Annotated in this window: 14 protein-coding genes; 10 read left to right on the top strand and 4 right to left on the bottom strand. The window is 67.5% G+C overall.

The genetic code is table 11. From position 1 onward, the window contains the following. The 4 genes from WI697_RS02965 to WI697_RS02950 form a co-directional block, all read right to left on the bottom strand. The coding region (locus tag WI697_RS02965; protein ID WP_345957283.1) for a hypothetical protein at positions 1–939 on the bottom strand (939 nt) is incomplete at its 3' end. 149 nt (positions 940–1,088) lie between these two features. Continuing rightward, a complete protein-coding gene (gene gltB / locus WI697_RS02960; RefSeq protein WP_062761760.1) occupies positions 1,089–5,639 on the bottom strand; it encodes a glutamate synthase large subunit in 4,551 nt (1,516 codons plus the stop codon). A gap of 23 nt (positions 5,640–5,662) precedes the next feature. Continuing rightward, positions 5,663–7,108 carry an NAD(P)-dependent oxidoreductase gene (locus WI697_RS02955; protein WP_345957282.1) on the bottom strand — a complete coding sequence of 482 codons (1,446 nt, stop codon included), beginning with the start codon at positions 7,106–7,108 and terminating at the stop codon, positions 5,663–5,665. A gap of 685 nt (positions 7,109–7,793) precedes the next feature. Further along, positions 7,794–8,756: a complex I NDUFA9 subunit family protein gene (locus tag WI697_RS02950; protein ID WP_296716928.1), complete on the bottom strand. Its 963-nt coding sequence runs from the start codon at positions 8,754–8,756 to the stop codon at positions 7,794–7,796. A 256-nt stretch (positions 8,757–9,012) separates the two neighbouring features. On the opposite strand from WI697_RS02950, the gene WI697_RS02945 reads away from it, so the two are divergent. The 10 genes from WI697_RS02945 (at position 9,013) to rapZ (ending at position 17,434) form a co-directional block, all read left to right on the top strand. Then, positions 9,013–9,624: a ribonuclease D gene (locus WI697_RS02945; RefSeq protein ID WP_296716926.1), complete on the top strand. Its 612-nt coding sequence runs from the start codon at positions 9,013–9,015 to the stop codon at positions 9,622–9,624. Between the two features lie 146 nt (positions 9,625–9,770). Next, positions 9,771–10,763, top strand: coding sequence for a KpsF/GutQ family sugar-phosphate isomerase (locus tag WI697_RS02940; RefSeq protein WP_062761763.1), 993 nt, complete (start codon positions 9,771–9,773; stop codon positions 10,761–10,763). Positions 10,764–10,867: 104 nt separating this feature from the next. Further along, entirely contained in the window at positions 10,868–11,488 is a 621-nt protein-coding gene (lptC, locus tag WI697_RS02935) for an LPS export ABC transporter periplasmic protein LptC (RefSeq protein WP_296716921.1), read from the top strand. A gap of 14 nt (positions 11,489–11,502) precedes the next feature. Then, a complete protein-coding gene (locus WI697_RS02930; RefSeq protein ID WP_296716918.1) occupies positions 11,503–12,129 on the top strand; it encodes an LptA/OstA family protein in 627 nt (208 codons plus the stop codon). Positions 12,130–12,217: 88 nt separating this feature from the next. Continuing rightward, the gene (gene lptB, locus WI697_RS02925; protein WP_051045425.1) at positions 12,218–12,997 is read left to right on the top strand and encodes an LPS export ABC transporter ATP-binding protein; all 780 of its coding nucleotides are present in this window, start codon (positions 12,218–12,220) and stop codon (positions 12,995–12,997) included. A 10-nt stretch (positions 12,998–13,007) separates the two neighbouring features. Then, entirely contained in the window at positions 13,008–14,582 is a 1,575-nt protein-coding gene (rpoN, locus tag WI697_RS02920; protein WP_345957281.1) for an RNA polymerase factor sigma-54, read from the top strand. 168 nt (positions 14,583–14,750) lie between these two features. Continuing rightward, the gene (hpf, locus tag WI697_RS02915; protein WP_014743695.1) at positions 14,751–15,350 is read left to right on the top strand and encodes a ribosome hibernation-promoting factor, HPF/YfiA family; all 600 of its coding nucleotides are present in this window, start codon (positions 14,751–14,753) and stop codon (positions 15,348–15,350) included. 168 nt (positions 15,351–15,518) lie between these two features. Continuing rightward, entirely contained in the window at positions 15,519–15,983 is a 465-nt protein-coding gene (gene ptsN, locus WI697_RS02910; RefSeq protein ID WP_014743694.1) for a PTS IIA-like nitrogen regulatory protein PtsN, read from the top strand. 48 nt (positions 15,984–16,031) lie between these two features. Next, on the top strand, positions 16,032–16,493 hold the full coding sequence (locus WI697_RS02905) for an HPr kinase/phosphorylase (protein ID WP_062761767.1): 462 nt from the start codon (positions 16,032–16,034) through the stop codon (positions 16,491–16,493). Next, on the top strand, positions 16,490–17,434 hold the full coding sequence (rapZ, locus tag WI697_RS02900) for an RNase adapter RapZ (protein WP_062761768.1): 945 nt from the start codon (positions 16,490–16,492) through the stop codon (positions 17,432–17,434). The genes WI697_RS02905 and rapZ overlap by 4 nt, the downstream gene beginning before the upstream one ends. Positions 17,435–17,500: the final 66 nt, after the last annotated feature.

Raw genomic sequence — 17,500 nt, 5'->3', positions numbered from 1 at the left:
CAAAGACTTCGAGAACCTCTCACGGATGGCTTTGGCATTCCTCCGCCTCGCGATGATCCGGATCATGATGCGCAGAATCGCAAGGAGCCGGAAATCATAGATAACTTCTCGGACGGACTCTAAGGCATCGCTCAGGTTTGCGGGCCGGAGAGGAAGGCCGCCTTCCGTCGATTGAAGGTGGACGAGCGCAATTACGACCTCCAGCGCATGATGACGAGACAGATTGAAGGCGACGGCTTGCATGGCGTCGGCCCCCCGCATCCAGAGCATCGGCTCTTTGATAACAGCCAACAACTGTGCCCAGAGATCGACATGCGGGGACGAATCGACCAGGCGCGCCAGAACCGCAGCCGCCTTGGCACGCAGGTCAGGAGCCTGATCGGCTGCCAGAAATGGAAGAATGGTCTCGGACACAACCGACAAGGTGGATGCGGGCAGATCCACAGTACCAAGCACCGCCAGAAGACGCAGGCGTTCGGTATGGTTCTGCGTCTCCCGCATGCGCCCCAACATGGCCTCGATCGCAGAGGCCCGCCACTCGCCCTCGGGAAAATGCGCAAGGGCTTCGGCTGCATCCGCCGCCAAAGCAGGATCGCGGAGCATTTTCAGCACCTGCCGTGCGATCCGGTCAGCTTCAGGACCAGGCGGTAAGGTCGGCGCAAGAACTTTCAGGATCGGCAGGGCCGCCGCCGCTGTCCCTGCGGTTTCATCCGACAAGGCCTGTAATGCGCCGCGGAGGATCCAATCCGGCGCCACCTGATCCGCAGCCTTCAGCGGGGACGCGGCCAGCAAGAGGAAGAGCAGCAGCAGAGACCGTACAAGACCTGACAAAGCCGTCCCCCTCTGCCGCACTGCCCCGCCCGAGCCTGCAATCATGCCTGCATGATCATTGATGAATCTGCGTTCTTTCACCCATGAAATACAACCCTGAAACCACACGACCCTCCCCTCCATCCATCCTGACGAAAATGCGGACGAATAAAAACGGCGGGCACCCTTTCGGATGCCCGCCGCTTCCCGTCTTCGTCGTCCGGCCCGTCCTCAGTTCGGGGCCGAAGGCCCCGGGGCCGCCCCCGCGAAGGTCCGCCTCAGGCGGTGACCGCCGCGACCTCTTCCGGGTTCAGGGGGTGTTCGAGGCGCGAGACCATCTCCTTCGGCACCACCTGCCAGATGCGATCGAGCGTGCGATCCCAATCGTCGAGCAGGTTCTGGGCGAAGGCGGACTTGGTCTCGTCCACGTGGCGCTCGATCAGGCCGCGCAGCACCGCTTCCCAATGCGGGGTGGCGATGCGCTGCCAGACCAGCGTTTCCGGGTTCACGCGGCGCTCGAACGAGCCGTCGCTGTCCAGGATGAAGGCCATACCGCCGGTCATGCCGGCACCGAAGTTGTGGCCGACCTTGCCCAGGATCACGACGGTGCCGCCGGTCATGTACTCGCAGCCATTGGCCCCGCAGCCTTCGACCACCGCCTGGGCGCCGGAGTTGCGGACGCAGAAGCGCTCACCCGCCTGGCCGGCCGCGAACAGCTCGCCCGAGGTCGCACCATAGAGCACGGTGTTGCCGATGATGACGTTCTCGTTGCTCTTGCGCGTGGTCACGAAGGGCGGACGCACCACGATGCTGCCGCCCGACAGGCCCTTGCCGACATAGTCGTTCGAGTCGCCGATCACCTCCAGCTTCAGGCCCTGCACCGCGAAGGCGCCGAGCGACTGGCCGGCCGAGCCGCGCAGACGCACGGTGATGTGCCCCGGCTGCAGCCCGTCCATGCCGAAGCGGCGGACGATCTTGGACGACAGACGCGTGCCCACCGACCGGTGCGTGTTGCGCACATTGTAGGTCAGCTGCATCTTCTCGCCCTCGTTGAGGGCCGGCGCCGCGTCAACGATCATCTGCGCGTCGAGGGTGTCGGGGACCGGATTGCGGCCCGACAGCGAGAAGTAGCGGGGCAGATCGCCCGGATCGGCCTGGGCCAGGATCGGGTTCAGGTCCAGATCGTCCAGATGCGCGCTGCCGCGGCTGACCTGCGACAGCAGGTCCGACCGGCCGATGATCTCGTTCAGCGACCGGGCACCGAGCTGGGCCAGGATCTCGCGCACCTCTTCCGAGATGAAGGTGAACAGGTTCACCACCTTCTCGGGCGTGCCGTCGAACTTGGCACGCAGCGCCGGATCCTGGGTGCACACGCCCACCGGGCAGGTGTTGCTGTGGCACTGACGGACCATGATGCAGCCCATCGCCACCAGCGAGGTGGTGCCGATGCCGAATTCCTCGGCACCGAGCATGGCGGCGATGACGACGTCGCGGCCGGTCTTCAGGCCGCCGTCGGTACGCAGCCGCACCCGGTGGCGCAGACGGTTGAGCGTCAGCACCTGGTTGGCTTCGGACAGGCCCATCTCCCAGGGCACGCCGGCATATTTGATCGAGGTCTGCGGGCTGGCGCCGGTGCCGCCGTTATGGCCCGAGATCACGATCACGTCGGCATTGGCCTTGGCGACGCCGGCCGCGATGGTGCCGATGCCCGAGCGGGCGACCAGCTTCACCGAGACCTCGGCATCGGGGTTGACCTGCTTCAGGTCGTAGATCAGCTGCGCCAGATCTTCGATCGAATAGATGTCGTGGTGCGGCGGGGGCGAGATCAGCATCACGCCCGGCGTCGAATGCCGGAGCTTCGCGATCTCGACCGTCACCTTGAAGCCGGGCAGCTGCCCGCCTTCACCGGGCTTGGCACCCTGCGCCACCTTGATCTGGATCTCGCGGCAGTTGTTCAGGTACTCGGTTGTCACGCCGAAGCGGCCCGAGGCGACCTGCTTGGTGCCGGAGTTGGCGTTGTCCCCGTTCGGACGCGGCTGGAAGCGATCGCGGCTCTCGCCGCCCTCGCCCGAGTTCGAATGCGCACCGATCCGGTTCATCGCGATGGTCAGCGTCTCGTGCGCTTCCGCACTCAGCGCGCCCAGCGACATGGCCGGGGTCTCGAACCGCTTGCGGATCGAGGTGATGCTCTCGACCTCGTCGACCGGCACCGGCTTGCGGTTGGTCTTGAAGTCCAGCAGGTCGCGCAGATGGATCGGCGGCAGCGCCCGCACACCCTCGGCATACTTCTTGTAGAGGGTGTAGCTGTCGCTGGCGACGGCCGTCTGAAGCATGTGGATCAGCCGGCCGTCATGGCCATGCGCCTCACCCTTCGCCCGGTAGCGGTAGAAGCCGCCGATCGGCAGGATCGAGGCGCCACCCTGGAAGCCGCGCTCGTGCTGGCGGATGGTCTTGCGCTCGATACCGGCGAGGCCGATGCCCGAGACACGCGACGACATGCCGGGGAAGAACTCGGCCACCAGCGACCGCGACAGGCCCACCGCCTCGAAGTTGTAGGCGCCGCGATAGCTGCTGATCACCGAGATGCCCATCTTCGAGAGCACCTTGAGCAGGCCCAGATCGGCGGCGTGCTTGAAGTTCGACACCGCCTCGTCGACCGTCAGATCGCCGAACAGGCCGCGGCGATGACGATCATAGATCGTCTCCTCGGCCAGATAGGCGTTGATCGTGGTGGCGCCGACACCGACCAGCACCGCCATGTACTGCACATCGAGGCATTCGGCCGAGCGGACGTTGACCGAGCAGAAGGTGCGCAGCTTCTGCTTCACCAGATGGGTGTGCACACCGCCCGCCGCCAGGATCATCGGCACGGCGACATTGGTCTCGTCCAGCCGCTCGTCGGTCAGGATGATGTGCTCGGCACCGCCGCGCACGGCATCCTCCGCCTCGCGACGGATCCGCTCCAGCGCCTTCTTCAGCACGCCCTCGCCCGCACCGGCCGGCATGGTGCAGTCGATCTCGACCGCACGATCCTTCATGTAGCGGCGCATGGCGGCATAGGCGCGGTTGGTCACGACCGGGCTGTCGAGCAGCAGGATCTTCATCTGGCTCTCGTCCTGGGCGAAGACGTTGCCCAGGTTGCCGAGGCGGGTATCCAGCGTCATGACCATCTCCTCGCGGAGCGGGTCGATCGGCGGGTTGGTCACCTGGCTGAATTCCTGCCGGAAGAAGTTGTGCAGGCCGCGATAATGGCTGGAGAGCACCGCGATCGGCGCGTCGTCGCCCATCGAGCCCACGGCTTCCTTGCCCTCTTCCACCATGGGATGAAGGATGAGCTCCAGGTCCTCGATGGTCAGGCCGACGGCCAGCTGACGCCGGCGAAGCTCGTCGGCGTTGAAGCGCGGCTGGGGTGCGGGCACCTGATCGATCAGCGCGCCGAGCCGGGTGGTCTTGCCCGCCCAGGAGGCATAGTCATGCTCCGCCGCGAGCAGGTCCTTGAGCGCGCGGTCGTGGTAGAGCTTACCCTCCTGGAGGTCGACACCCAGGATCTCGCCCGGGCCGACCCGCCCCTTCTCGATCACGTCCTGATCGGTCAGCGGCACCATACCGGCTTCCGACCCCACGACCAGCAGGCCGTCGGCGGTGATGGCATAGCGCATCGGGCGCAGACCGTTGCGGTCCATGCCCGCCGCGATCCAGCGACCGTCATAGACCGCCAGCGCCGCCGGGCCGTCCCAGGGCTCCATGACCGTGTTCAGATAGGCGTAAAGCGAACGGTGCGCCTCCGGCACGTCCGGCACCTTCGACCACGCCGGCGGCACCAGCATCAGCTTCACCAGCGGCGCCGAACGGCCGGCATGGCACAGCGCCTCAAACACCGCATCGAGTGCGCCCGAGTCGGAGCTGCCCTGCGGGATCAGCGGCTTGATGTCCTCGCCCGCCGGCCCGAAGACCTCCGAGACCATCAGGGTCTCGTGGCTCTTCATCCAGTTGCTGTTGCCGCGCACGGTGTTGATCTCACCGTTATGGGCGAGCATCCGGAAGGGCTGGGCCAGCGACCAGGTCGGGAAGGTGTTGGTCGAATAGCGCTGATGGTAGACGACGAAGTTCGACACGAACCGCTCGTCGAGCAGGTCGGGATAGAACACCGTCAGCTGCTCGCCCAGGAACATGCCCTTGTAGATGATCGAGCGGCTGGACAGCGAGCACATGTAGAAGTCGGCGACGCTCGCCTCGCGGACCTTCTTCTCGATCCGGCGACGGATGAGATAGAGATCGCGCTCGAAGGCGACGGTGCCGTTGCCCTTGTCGTTGGCGATCATGATCTGCTCGATCTCGGGCCGCGTCGCCGCGGCCTTCTCGCCGATCGCCCGGGTGTTCACCGGCACCTGGCGCCAGCCATAGATCGTGTAGCCGAGTTCAAGGATCTCGCTCTCGACGATCGTGCGGCACAGCTCCTGGGCGCCGAAATCGTTGCGCGGCAGGAAGACCTGCCCCACGGCCAGCTCGCTGCCCTCGGCCATGCGGTGGCCGGTGCGCTCGATATGCTCGCGGAAGAAGTCCTTGGGGATCTGCAGATGGATGCCGGCGCCGTCGCCGGTCTTGCCGTCGGCGTCGACCGCACCGCGGTGCATCAGGTTGGAAAGCGCGGTGATGCCGGCCTCGACGACCCGCCGCTGGGGCGTGCCGTCGATCGAGGCGACGAGGCCGACGCCGCAGGCGTCGTGCTCGTCGGCCGGGTTATAGGCATGGGCGGCTTCCAGCTTGGCCTTGTTGGCAGCCCAGGCGGCAACGAAGGTCTCGGCCGTCTCGCGGATGATCTCGGACATGGCTCTGTCTCCCGTCCAGGCGTTCAGCTGGCAGCCGCCGACTGCTCGGCAGCGGTGATGCGATTGCGGACATAGCGGTCGATCTGCTCGGCGGCGTCGCGGCCGTCGCGGATCGCCCAGACGACCAGCGAGGCACCGCGAACGATGTCACCGGCGGCGAAAACGCCGTCGACGCTGGTCATGAAGGTGCGGATATCGGTCTTGAGCGTGCCCCAGCGGGTGGTCACCAGATCGGGGCAGTGGAACAGCACCGGCAGATCTTCAGGGTCGAAGCCCAGCGCCTTGATCACCAGGTCGGCCTTCAGGGTGAACTGGCTGCCCTCGACCACCACCGGCGACTGACGCCCCGACGGATCGGGTGCGCCCAGGCGCATGCGCACGGCCCGCACCGCCTCGACCTTCTCGTTACCGAGGAAGGCTTCGGGGTTGGACAGCCACTCGAAGGTGACGCCTTCTTCCGTCGCATTCGCCACCTCGCGCTGCGAGCCGGGCATGTTCTGCCGGTTGCGGCGATAGAGGCAGGTCACCGACTGGGCGCCCTGACGGATCGAGGTGCGCACGCAGTCCATGGCGGTGTCGCCGCCGCCGACCACGACCACGTTCTTGCCCTTGGCCGAGAACCGCGCCTGCATCTCGTCGGACAGCGCATCGCCCAGATTGAGCCGGTCCGACGCCGTCAGGAAGTCGAGCGCCTTCTCGACACCCTGAAGCCCCACGCCCGGCACCTTGATCTCACGCGACTGATAAACGCCGGTCGCGATCAGCACCGCCTCGTGACGCTGGCGCAGCTCCTCGATCGTCACGTCGCGACCGATATCGACGCCAAGGTGGAACTTGATCCCACCCTCTTCAAGCAGCTTCCAGCGGCGCAGCACGACCTGCTTGTCGAGCTTGAAATTGGGGATGCCATAGATCAGCAGCCCGCCGACGCGGTCGTAGCGATCATAGACATGAATTTCATAGCCCCGGCGGCGCAGCATTTCGGCCGCCGCAAGGCCGGCCGGCCCGGCGCCCACGATGCCGATCGACAGGCCCAGTTCGCGCTCCGGCTTCGGCGCCTTGACCCAGCCGTTCTCGAAGGCGGTCTCGGTGATGTACTTCTCCACCGACCCGATGGTCACCGAGTTGAAGCCCTTCTCGATGACGCAGTTGCCCTCGCACAGACGATCCTGCGGGCAGATGCGGCCGCAGATCTCGGGGAAGGTGTTGGTCGCCGACGAGATGGTATAGGCCTCTTCCAGCCGGCCTTCGGCGGTCAGCTTCAGCCAGTCGGGGATGTTGTTCTGCAGCGGGCAATGCACCTGGCAGAACGGAATGCCGCACTGGGAGCAGCGCGAGGCCTGGGTGGCCGCCTGTTCCGGCGCAAACCCCGCATAGATCTCGCCGAAATCTTTGGCGCGGGTTTGAGCGGTTCGCTTCTCGGGCATCTTCTGCTCGATACGGGTGAACTGCATCAGCTTGCGCGCCATGGTCCTCGTCCTTCGACCGTGGGCCGGGCATGTCCTGCCCGGCAGGGGGTTGGGTGTCCGCGCGCTTCGGCCGGGGCCGCGCCGCGGATCGGTTCGGTGCCGTCCGGGACCCACAGAAGGGTCGCGGGCGACGTCTTTGTCAGGGTGGCGTCCGTGCCGGCAGGGTTCTGCATCGGCAACCCGCCAGGTCGGGCGGGTCCGGGGCTGTTCCTGGCTGCGGGCATGTCGTCTGCGGTCGCGTCAGGGTCCGCCTCGGGCGGGCGGAAGACGACGCGAACGCCGGGGAGGCTGATCAGGGATCCGTCCCGCCCGATCCCGGTCATTCCACCGACAGATCGACACAGCCGGACCCCGCCCCTTGCGCGCACGGAGGCCTTCGAAGGTCATATACGCCTTTCCAGACCGCCTGGCGAGTAAAAACGTGATGAAAGGTCCGAAACTGGACTACTTTTCTTCCGGTGCCCCCGGGTTGCGAGCGATTCGCAGGTAGATCCGCAATGCTTGTCGGGATAATGGTCGCATTTCCTGACCTATATCACCACAAGCTTTTGTTTCAGAAGAATTGATGGTAAGCCAAGCGCAGATCGACCGCCCGGCGCCGCGCGGCCATGCCATCCCCCGGAAAAGCATGCGGCCGGCCCCGTCGGGGCCGGCCGCATATCAGGCCTCGGCGCTGAAAAGCAGCTCAGTTCCCGGCGCGGCCGTCGCGCGGCCGATGGATCCAGGCGCGATAGCGGGCCAGATAATCCGGCACCACCGCCTCGACCGGGGTCGGGCGGATGCCGAAGGCGGCAAACCCTTCGGCGCCCTCGGCCACGACATTGTCGCGCTTCAGCATCCGCAGCTGGTCCGTGGTCAGCGGCGCCATGCCGCCGGGCAGCAGATCGCCGAAACGGGCCACCACCCCGGCAAGCGCCCAGGGCATCGGCACCAGACCGCGATGCTTGCGCACGGTGGTCAGGATGTATTCCAGGATCTGGGCGAAGCTGTAGACCCTGGGGCCGCCCAGTTCGAAGGTCCGACCGGCAAATTCCGGCTCTTCAAGCGAGCGCACCACGGCCTCGGCGACATCCACCACCCAGACGGGCTGGAAGCGGGTCTGGCCGCCACCGATCAGCGGCAGGGCCGGGGAGATGCGGGTCATCCCAGCGAAACGGTTGAAGAAGTCGTCCTCGGGGCCGAACAGGATACTGGGACGCAGGATCACCGCCGTCGGGAAGGCCTCGCGCACCGCCGCCTCGCCGGCGGCCTTGGTCCGCCCATAGGCCGAGCTGCTTTCCGGATCGGCGCCGATCGCCGAGACATGGACCAGGGCCCTAAGTCCGGCGTCAGCCGCAGCCTTCGCGATGTTGCCGGCGCCCTGGACATGGACGCCGTCGAAGGTGGCGCCCCAGCCTTCGGCCAGGATCCCGGTCAGATTGATCGCCGCCGAAGCGTCGGTGAGCGCCGCCCGCACCTGGGCTGCGTCGGTCACGTCGCACGACATGATCGCGATCTGGCCGACATCACCCGCAGGCTTCAGGAACAGGGCCCGGTCCGCATCACGCACCGCCACCCTGATCCGCACGCCGGTGCGGGCAAGCCGCGCGACGACATAGCGGCCGAGGAAGCCCGAGCCGCCGAATACCGTGACGAGCCGATCCTTCATGGCGATCAAAGTCTCCCTCTCCTGGTCCGGCACCGCCGGTCGCGCAAACCTGGGGCTACACATAATCCGGCGGGTGCCGCGACGCAACGCCGGAGCCGCCCGATGCGACGGAAAGTCATGATCCGGCCGCGGCTTGATGACGATCGGATGACGTCCGGCAGCGGCCATCCCCACTTGGCGGGGGGGATCGGCTTGCGCTAAAACCTTGCCTCGGCAGGCAGTGGGTCTGCCGTGACGACAGCGGAGGCGCGGCCGGATGACCATTCACCTGTACGAAGGCGACCTGCCCGAGGATTTCGGCCGGCCGGCATCGATCGCCATCGACACCGAAACCATGGGGTTGAAGCCGCATCGGGACCGGCTGTGCCTGGTGCAGATTTCAGCCGGCGACGGCGACGCTCATCTGGTGCGCATCGCCCGCGGCCAGACCACGGCGCCGCGGCTGGCCGCCCTGCTGGAAGATCCGGACGTCCTTAAGATCTTTCACTTCGCCCGGTTCGATCTGGCGGTGCTGCATGAACGGCTCGGCATCGACTGCCGGCCGGTCTACTGCACCAAGATCGCATCCAAGCTGATCCGGACCTATACCGACCGGCACGGCCTGCGCGACCTGCTGCGCGAGACGATCGGCGTCGAGATCTCCAAGCAGCAGCAGTCTTCCGACTGGGGTGCGGATCAGCTGACCCCCGAACAGCAGAGCTATGCCGCCGGCGATGTGCTGCATCTGCATGCGGTGAAGCGCGTGCTCGATGAAATGCTCGCGCGCGAGGGCCGCACCGATCTGGCCCGCGCCTGCTTCGATTTCCTGCCGGCCCGCGCGAGGCTGGATCTGCTGGGCTGGGAAGAACCCGACATCTTCGCCCATTGACCGGCCAGGCCCGCCGCCCATTCCGCCCGGCGGAACATGCGGCCGCAACTGCCCTTTCACGCGGCAGGCGGGCCAACCATATTGATCCGCATGTGCCGCCCTCTGCCGCACATGCCCCCCGCACACGACCACGGGACACCGTGCCGATGACCGCCGAGACCGCCCCCCGCACCGCCGCCGATGACGGCCGCGCCCTTGCCGCGGCCGAACAGGCGCTCGCGCTCGAGATCGCCGGGCTCGAAGCCCTGCGCGCCGGGCTGGGGCCCGATTTCGCGCGCGCGGTGAACCTGCTCTACGCCACGAAGGGCCGGGTGATCGTCACCGGCATGGGCAAGAGCGGCCATGTCGGCGCCAAAATCGCCGCCACGCTCGCCTCCACCGGCACACCCGCCCAGTTCGTGCACCCGGCCGAGGCGAGCCATGGCGACCTCGGCATGATCACCCGCCAGGATGCCATTCTGGCCCTGTCCAATTCCGGGGCGACGCCGGAGCTGTCGGATATTCTGGCCCACAGCCGGCGCTTCGGCATCCCGCTGGTGGGCATCACCGCCCGCAGCGCCAGCCCGCTGGCCGAGGCCGCCGATGTGGCGCTGATCCTGCCGCCGGCACCGGAGGCCTGCCCGCTGCAGCTTGCCCCCACCACGTCAACCACCATGACGCTGGCGCTGGGGGATGCGATCGCGATGGCACTGCTCGACCGGCGCGGCTTCACCGCCGAGGATTTCCGCGTCTTTCACCCGGGCGGCAAGCTGGGTGCGCGACTGGTGAAGGTGGCCGACATCATGCACGGCCCCCAGGACCTGCCGCTGATCACCCCGGACCGCCCGATGGCCGAGGCGCTGATCGAAATCAGCGCCAGAAGCTTCGGCTGCGTCGGCGTGACGGACGATGCCGGCCGGCTTGCCGGCATCGTGACCGATGGCGACCTGCGCCGGCACATGGGCCCCGATCTCGCCGCCCGCAAGGTGTCGGAGGTGATGACGGCCGCGCCCAAGACCATCCGCGCCCGCGCCCTGGCCGCCGAGGCGCTGGCGATAATGAATGCCTACAAGATCACCGCCCTGTTTGCGGTGGATGACGACGGCCGGCCCGTGGGTATCCTCCACGTCCACGACTGCCTGAGGGCCGGTGTGGCCTGAAGGTCGGTATGGACCGAACGGCGCCCCAGCCCTTATCTCTCCCCATCCTGTCCCGCCCGGAGTTAGACGAGCCGACCATGGCCGAGACGCCCAGAATGCCCCCCTTGCCGACGGGCCCCCGGGCCCCGCGCCGGCGCAGCCGCTACAGCCGGTTCGTGCGGCTGGCGCGGATCCTGCTGCCCGCGGTCGGCGCCGGGCTGATCGTGCTGGTGCTCGTGTGGTCGCAATTGTCGGGCATCGGCGGCGATGCCCGTATAGGATATTCCGAGATCGTCCGGGACGATGTGGATGCGCTCCGGATGCTGGAACCCAGATTTACGGGTGTGGATGCGGACGGCCGGCCATTCCGGGTGGAAGCCGACGAGGCGACCCAGCCCTCGGTCGACAGTTCGCAGATCACGCTCAAGACCATCCGCGCCGACATGACCGCCTCGGACGGAACCTGGCTCGCCATCCGGGCCAAGACGGGCGCCTTCGATCGTGACGCCGAACGGCTGAAGCTCGAGGGCGATGTCGAGGTGATCGCCGAGACAGGCTACGCCATGTCGACCGAACGGGTGGACGCCGAACTGGGCAGCGGAACCATCCGGAGCGACAGCCCGGTGGTGGCGCATGGCCCGGTGGGAAGCATCGACGCCGCCGGCTTCACCGCCCGGCGGGAAAATGACACCATCACCTTCGATGGCCCTGTCCGCGTGACGGGCTATCCGGGTGTTGAGAGATGACGTCAGGAGCGCGCATGCCCTTCAGCCTTTCCACGGGCCGCCGTCACGGTGCGGCCCTCGCCCTGCTGGTGACGGCCCTTGGATCGGCGGCCGCCGTGATCCCGGTGCTCGCCCCCGTGCCGGCTGCGGCGCAGAGCGCCATCCGCACCTCCAGCATCGACACCTCGCAGCCGATCGAAATCACCGCCCAGGACTCGCTTGAATGGGCGGATGTCGAGCGGGTGGCGACGTTTCGCGGCGAGGTGAAGGCGGTTCAGGGCACCATGACCCTTTATGCGGATACGCTGAAGGTCCATGTCGCCCAGCCCGGCGCGAAGGGGGCGAAGCAGGCCCCGCCGCAGGCGGGCCAGAGTGAGGGGCAGCAGGGCGGCGGTCTTGCCGATGCCGCCGGCGAGATCTCGAAGATCGAGGCCGACGGTCATGTGCAGATCATCACCCCGAATGAGAGCGCCCGCGGCGATGTCGGCGTCTATGATGTCAACAAGGGCATGATCACGCTGACCGGCGCGGTAAAGCTCACCCAGGGCCGCAGCCAGCTTGAAGGCGAGCGGCTGGTGCTCGACCTGAACAAGGGCCGCAGCACGCTGGAAAGCGGCCGCAAGGGCCCGGTGCGCGGCCTGTTCGTGCCTGAAAAGAAGTGATGACCGACAAGACGTGACGCGGCGGCCCGCCGACAGGGCCGCATCATCGACGAGGAACACCGAGCCCTTGACCTCTGGCCATCAGGACATACCCGGCAGGCTTGCCGCCGACGCGCCCGAGCGCGCGGATGCGGGCGGCGATGTGCCGGCGGGGCTGGTCGCCCAGTCGCTGGGCAAGCACTACCGCAAGCGCCCCGTGCTGCGCGACGTGTCGCTCAACGTCGCCCGCGGGGAAGCGGTGGGGCTGCTTGGCCCCAACGGTGCCGGCAAGACCACCTGCTTCTACATCATCACCGGGCTGATCTCGGCCGATTACGGCCGGATCCTGCTCGACGGCGACGACGTGACCACCCTGCCGATGTACCGGCGTGCGCGCCTGGGCATCGGCTATCTGCCGCAGGAAGCCTCGATTTTCCGGGGACTGACGGTGGAAGACAACATCCGCGCGACCCTGGAAGTGGCCGAGCCGGTACGCGACAAGCGCGAAACCATGCTGGACGAACTGCTGGCCGAATTCTCGATCAGCCATCTGCGCCGGACGCCCGCCATTGCACTCTCGGGCGGTGAGCGGCGGCGGGTGGAGATTGCGCGTGCGCTGGCGACCAGCCCGGCTTTCGTGCTGCTCGACGAGCCGCTGGCCGGCATCGATCCGATCGCGGTGGCCGATATCCGCGATCTGGTCTCGCATCTGAAGCATCGCGGCATCGGCGTGCTGATCACCGATCACAATGTCCGCGAAACGCTCGACATCATCGATCGCGCCTACATCCTGCACGACGGCACCGTGCTGATGGAGGGCGCCCCCGAAGACATCGTCGCCAACGACGACGTGCGCCGCGTCTATCTCGGCGACCGGTTCAGCCTCTAGGAGCCCGCGGATGGCGCTCAGCCAGAGACTGGACATCAAGCTTTCCCAGGCGCTGGTCATGACGCCCCAGCTGCAGCAGGCCATCAAGCTGCTGCAGCTGAACAATATCGAACTCGGCGCCTTCGTGGACGAAGAGCTGCTGCAGAACCCGCTGCTGGTCCGCGCCGAAGAACGTGACGAACCGTTGACGGCGCTTGCGACCGGCGATGCCGGCGACGATCCGCGGGGCCAGGACCCCGCTTTCGAGCCGGGAGCCCGCACCGAGCTGACCGAACTGGTCGGCAGCGACGTCATGCCGGATTCCGAACACGCCCCTCTCGACGCCGATATCGCCGGCATGTTCGAGAGCGACGGCCCGGCACCGTCCCAGGAAACCCCGGCCCAGCGCGAGATGGACCTGGATCCGGGCCTCGGCTTCGATGCCGGCGGGCCGGTCGGCCGCGGCGGCGACATGAATTTCGATGGCGACGACGAGGGCTTTGAAGCCCGCACCAGCGAGGCCACCACCCTTGCCCGCCATCTTGAGGAACAGATCGCGGTCGAGATCCCGGAAGGGATCGAACGGGCGATCGCAATAGTGCTCGCCGGCCTGCTGGACGAAAATGGCTATTTGACCATGACCACGGCCGAGGCGGCCCAGCTGATCGGGATCGACACCACGCGCGTCGAGACGGTGCTCACCAGGCTGAAGGGGCTGGACCCGACCGGCGTCTTCGCCCGGGATCTGGCCGAATGTCTTGGCCTGCAGCTGGCCGAGCGTGATCGCCTGGATCCGGCCATGCAGGCATTGCTCGCCAATCTCGACCTGCTGGCCCAGGGCGACCGGACCCGGCTGAAGCGGGTGACCGGGGTCGACGATGAAGACCTCGACGACATGATCCGCGAGCTGCGCGCCCTGGATCCGCGCCCCGGCCTGCGCTTCAGCGCGGATCCGCTGCAGACCGTAGTGCCCGACATCCTGCTCCGCCCCCGCCCCGACGGCGGCTGGCAGATCGAGCTCAACCCCGAGACCCTGCCCCGGGTTCTGGTGGATCACGCCTATGCGACCACCATCACGGCCCAGGCGAAGTCCAAGGCCGAGCGCGAATACATTTCCGAGCGGATGCAGACCGCAAGCTGGCTGGTGAAAGCGCTGGACCAGCGCGCCCGCACGATCCTGAAGGTGGGCAGCGAGCTGGTCCGTCAGCAGGACGGCTTCTTCGCCCATGGCATCCGCCATCTGCGGCCGCTGACCCTGCGCGACATCGCCGATGCGATCGGCATGCATGAAAGCACCGTCAGCCGGGTCACCGCCAACAAGTACATGGCCACGCCCCGCGGCCTGTTCGAACTCAAGTTCTTCTTCACCGCCGCGATCGCCACCGCCGACGGCTCCGGATCGGTCTCGGCCGAGGCGGTGAGGCACCGGATCAAGGAACTGATCGACGGCGAGAGCGCCGATGCGATTCTGTCCGACGACAAGCTGGTCGAGCTGCTGGCTGCGGATGGCATCGACATCGCGCGCCGAACTGTCGCAAAGTATCGGGAGGGGATGGGGATCGGATCCTCGGTCCAGCGCCGCCGGGCCAAGATGGCCAGGCGCTGACACCAGGGATCGGCCCCCACTGCGGACCTGCCGGAAGGGAGGCCGGCCGGCCCGACGGCCCCGTCAACGATCCGCCCCCGGCAATGCGCCGGTGCGGGGCGCGCGGCACTCTGTCGCGCCCTGCCCCATCGCAGATGCCGGATGCGGACAAGCGACAGGCGAGGGAACATGCAGCTTACCGTTACGGGCAAGCAGATCGACGTCGGCGACGCCCTGCGCGACCACGTCTCCGAGGAACTGGACCGCGGCGTCAGCAAGTATTTCGACGATGCCATCGACGCCCATGTCGCCTTCGGCCGGGATGCTCATCTGTTCCGCTGCGATATTTCGGTTCATGCCCGCCGCGGCGTCATGATGAAGGCCAGCGGCGCCTCCGACGAGATCTACGTCGCCTTCGATCAGGCACTCTCCCGTGCAGAAAAGCAGCTTCGGCGCTACAAGCGGCGCCTGCGGGATCATCACCGCACTGACGCGCGGGCCGATGCTGCACAGAATTCATTTGCATCCATCCCGGCCCGCGCCTACGTTCTCGCCGCCGAGGAGGACGAGACGGTCGAGCGTGAGGACGTGGCCGACGGCCACCCGGTGGTGATTGCGGAAACCGACACCGCCATCCTGTCCCTGACCGTGGGAGAGGCGGTGATGCGCATGGACCTGGCGGATCAGGCCGCGCTGCTGTTCCGCAACAAGGCACATGGCGGGCTCAATCTGGTCTACCGTCGCGAGGACGGGAATATCGGCTGGGTCGATCCGCGCCAGCCGGCCTGAGGGTCGACGTCGAACGGCGGAGACGCCGGAACGTCGGTACCGGGCCGGTCGCGGCATCCGGCCCCGACGGCCACCGGATCGCCGCTCCCGGTCCCGGAGGGGGCCATCCGACGTGTAAGCCGGGGCCGCACGGGCGCCCCGGCTTTCCCACAAGAGGTTTCGATCGTCATGGAGATCGCGGATCTGCTGCGTCCGGAGGGGGTCTTTGCATCCCTGAAGTCCAGCAGCAAGAAGCAGGTTCTTCAGGATCTGTCGCAACGGGCGGCCGATCTGACAGGCATCGACGAACGCACCATCTTCGAGACGCTGCTCGAGCGCGAGCGCCTGGGGACGACCGGCGTCGGCAACGGCGTCGCCATTCCCCATGGCCGGCTGGGCGGGTTGGACCGGGTCCAGGGCCTGTTCGCCCGGCTGGAGCGCCCGATCGATTTCGACGCCGTGGACGACCAGCCGGTCGATCTGATCTTCCTGCTGCTGGCCCCGGAATCGGCCGGGGCGGACCATCTGAAGGCGCTGGCGCGGGTGTCGCGGCTGCTGCGGGATGAACGGGTCTGCGACAAGCTTCGCGGCTCCGACACGGCCGAAGCGCTCTACGCACTGCTCACCGACGACGCATCGAGCAAGGCCGCCTGAACACGGGGCGCGCGCGCGCGCGACCGGACCGAGGGGCGCAGCCTTGCCATGGCGACGGACCCGCAGACCATTCACGCCACCTGCATCTGCATCGGCCCGGCCGGCGTTCTGCTGACCGGGCCGAGCGGCGTGGGCAAATCCGATCTGGCCCTGCGGCTGATCGATGCCGGCGCGCGGCTGGTCGCCGACGACCGCGTGGTGCTGCAGGCGGCAGAAACGCCGGATGCACCATGGCCTGTCGCCTCTGCCCCTGCGGCGCTTTGCGGCTTGATCGAGGTACGCGGGGTCGGCATCCTGCGCACCGAGATGTCGGCGCCCGTCCCGGTGCGTCTGGCGGTCCGCCTCCATCCGCCGGGGCACAGGATTGAGCGCCTGCCCATGCCCGATGCCGTCATGCTTGCCGGCGCCGCCGTTCCGGTGATCGACCTGGTGGCGGTGGAGGCCTCGGCGCCGGCCAAGTTGCGCGCAGCCCTGGCTGCCGTGCTCGATCCGCTTCAGAGGCATACATGACCCCGATCGCCCGGCCCGCTGCAGCCCGACCCGATGCGAATGGCCCCGCCCGCCTGCTGGTGATCACCGGCCTGTCCGGCGCCGGCCGGACCTCGCTGCTGAAGGCGCTGGAGGATCTGGGCTACGAGACGATCGACAACATGCCCGTCCGGCTGATGGCGCCCGCGGTCGAAGCCATGGCGCCGGGCGAGGCGCTGGCGGTGGGCGTGGACGTGCGCACCCGCGGCTTCGATGCCGCCGCGGTCGATCAGGCGCTGAGCCAGGTCGCCGCCCTGCCCGGGCTTGCCGCCACGGTCGTCTTTCTGGACTGCGACGACGAGGTGCTCTACCGCCGTTACACCGAGACCAGGCGCCGGCATCCGCTTGCCAGTGCAACCGATCGCCCGGTCGAAGACGGCATCCGCGACGAGCGGGCGCTGATCGCCCCCTTGCGCGACCGCGCCGATGTGGTGCTCGACACCAGCGAGTTCAGCCTGACCGACCTCAGGCGCAAGGCGTCGGAGCTGTTCGCCTTCGGCGGCTCTCCGGGGCTGCAGCTCTCGGTCACCTCCTTCGGTTTCCGCAATGGCCTGCCGCGCGATGCCGATCTGGTCTTCGACGTGCGGTTTCTGGCCAATCCGCATTACGATCCGCTGCTGCGGCCGCTTACCGGTCTGGATCCGTCGGTGGGCGCCCATGTCGCGGCCGATCCGCTGTTCGCCCCCTTCTTCGACCGGATGCTGGACCTCATCCGCCTGCTGCTGCCGGCCTATGCCCGCGAGGGCAAATCCTATCTGACGGTGGCGGTGGGCTGCACCGGCGGCAAACACCGCTCGGTCTTCGTCACCGAACGTCTCGCAGAGGAATTGAGGCAGGACGGGTGGCGGGTTACAGTACGCCATCGCGACATGCCCGACGCGGATCTGGCGCGAACGGGATCCCCGGCTGCGAAACCGGTCTGAGGCGGCATTGCGCGCCTTCGCCGGCAGGTGGCTGCCCCTGAACTGAGGGGCCCCGGCGCGCGGCCA

Source organism: Tistrella mobilis, assembly GCF_039634785.1.
In the GTDB taxonomy this organism is placed as follows: Bacteria; Pseudomonadota; Alphaproteobacteria; order Tistrellales; family Tistrellaceae; genus Tistrella; species Tistrella mobilis.
This window is presented reverse-complemented; position numbering and strand designations above follow the sequence as displayed.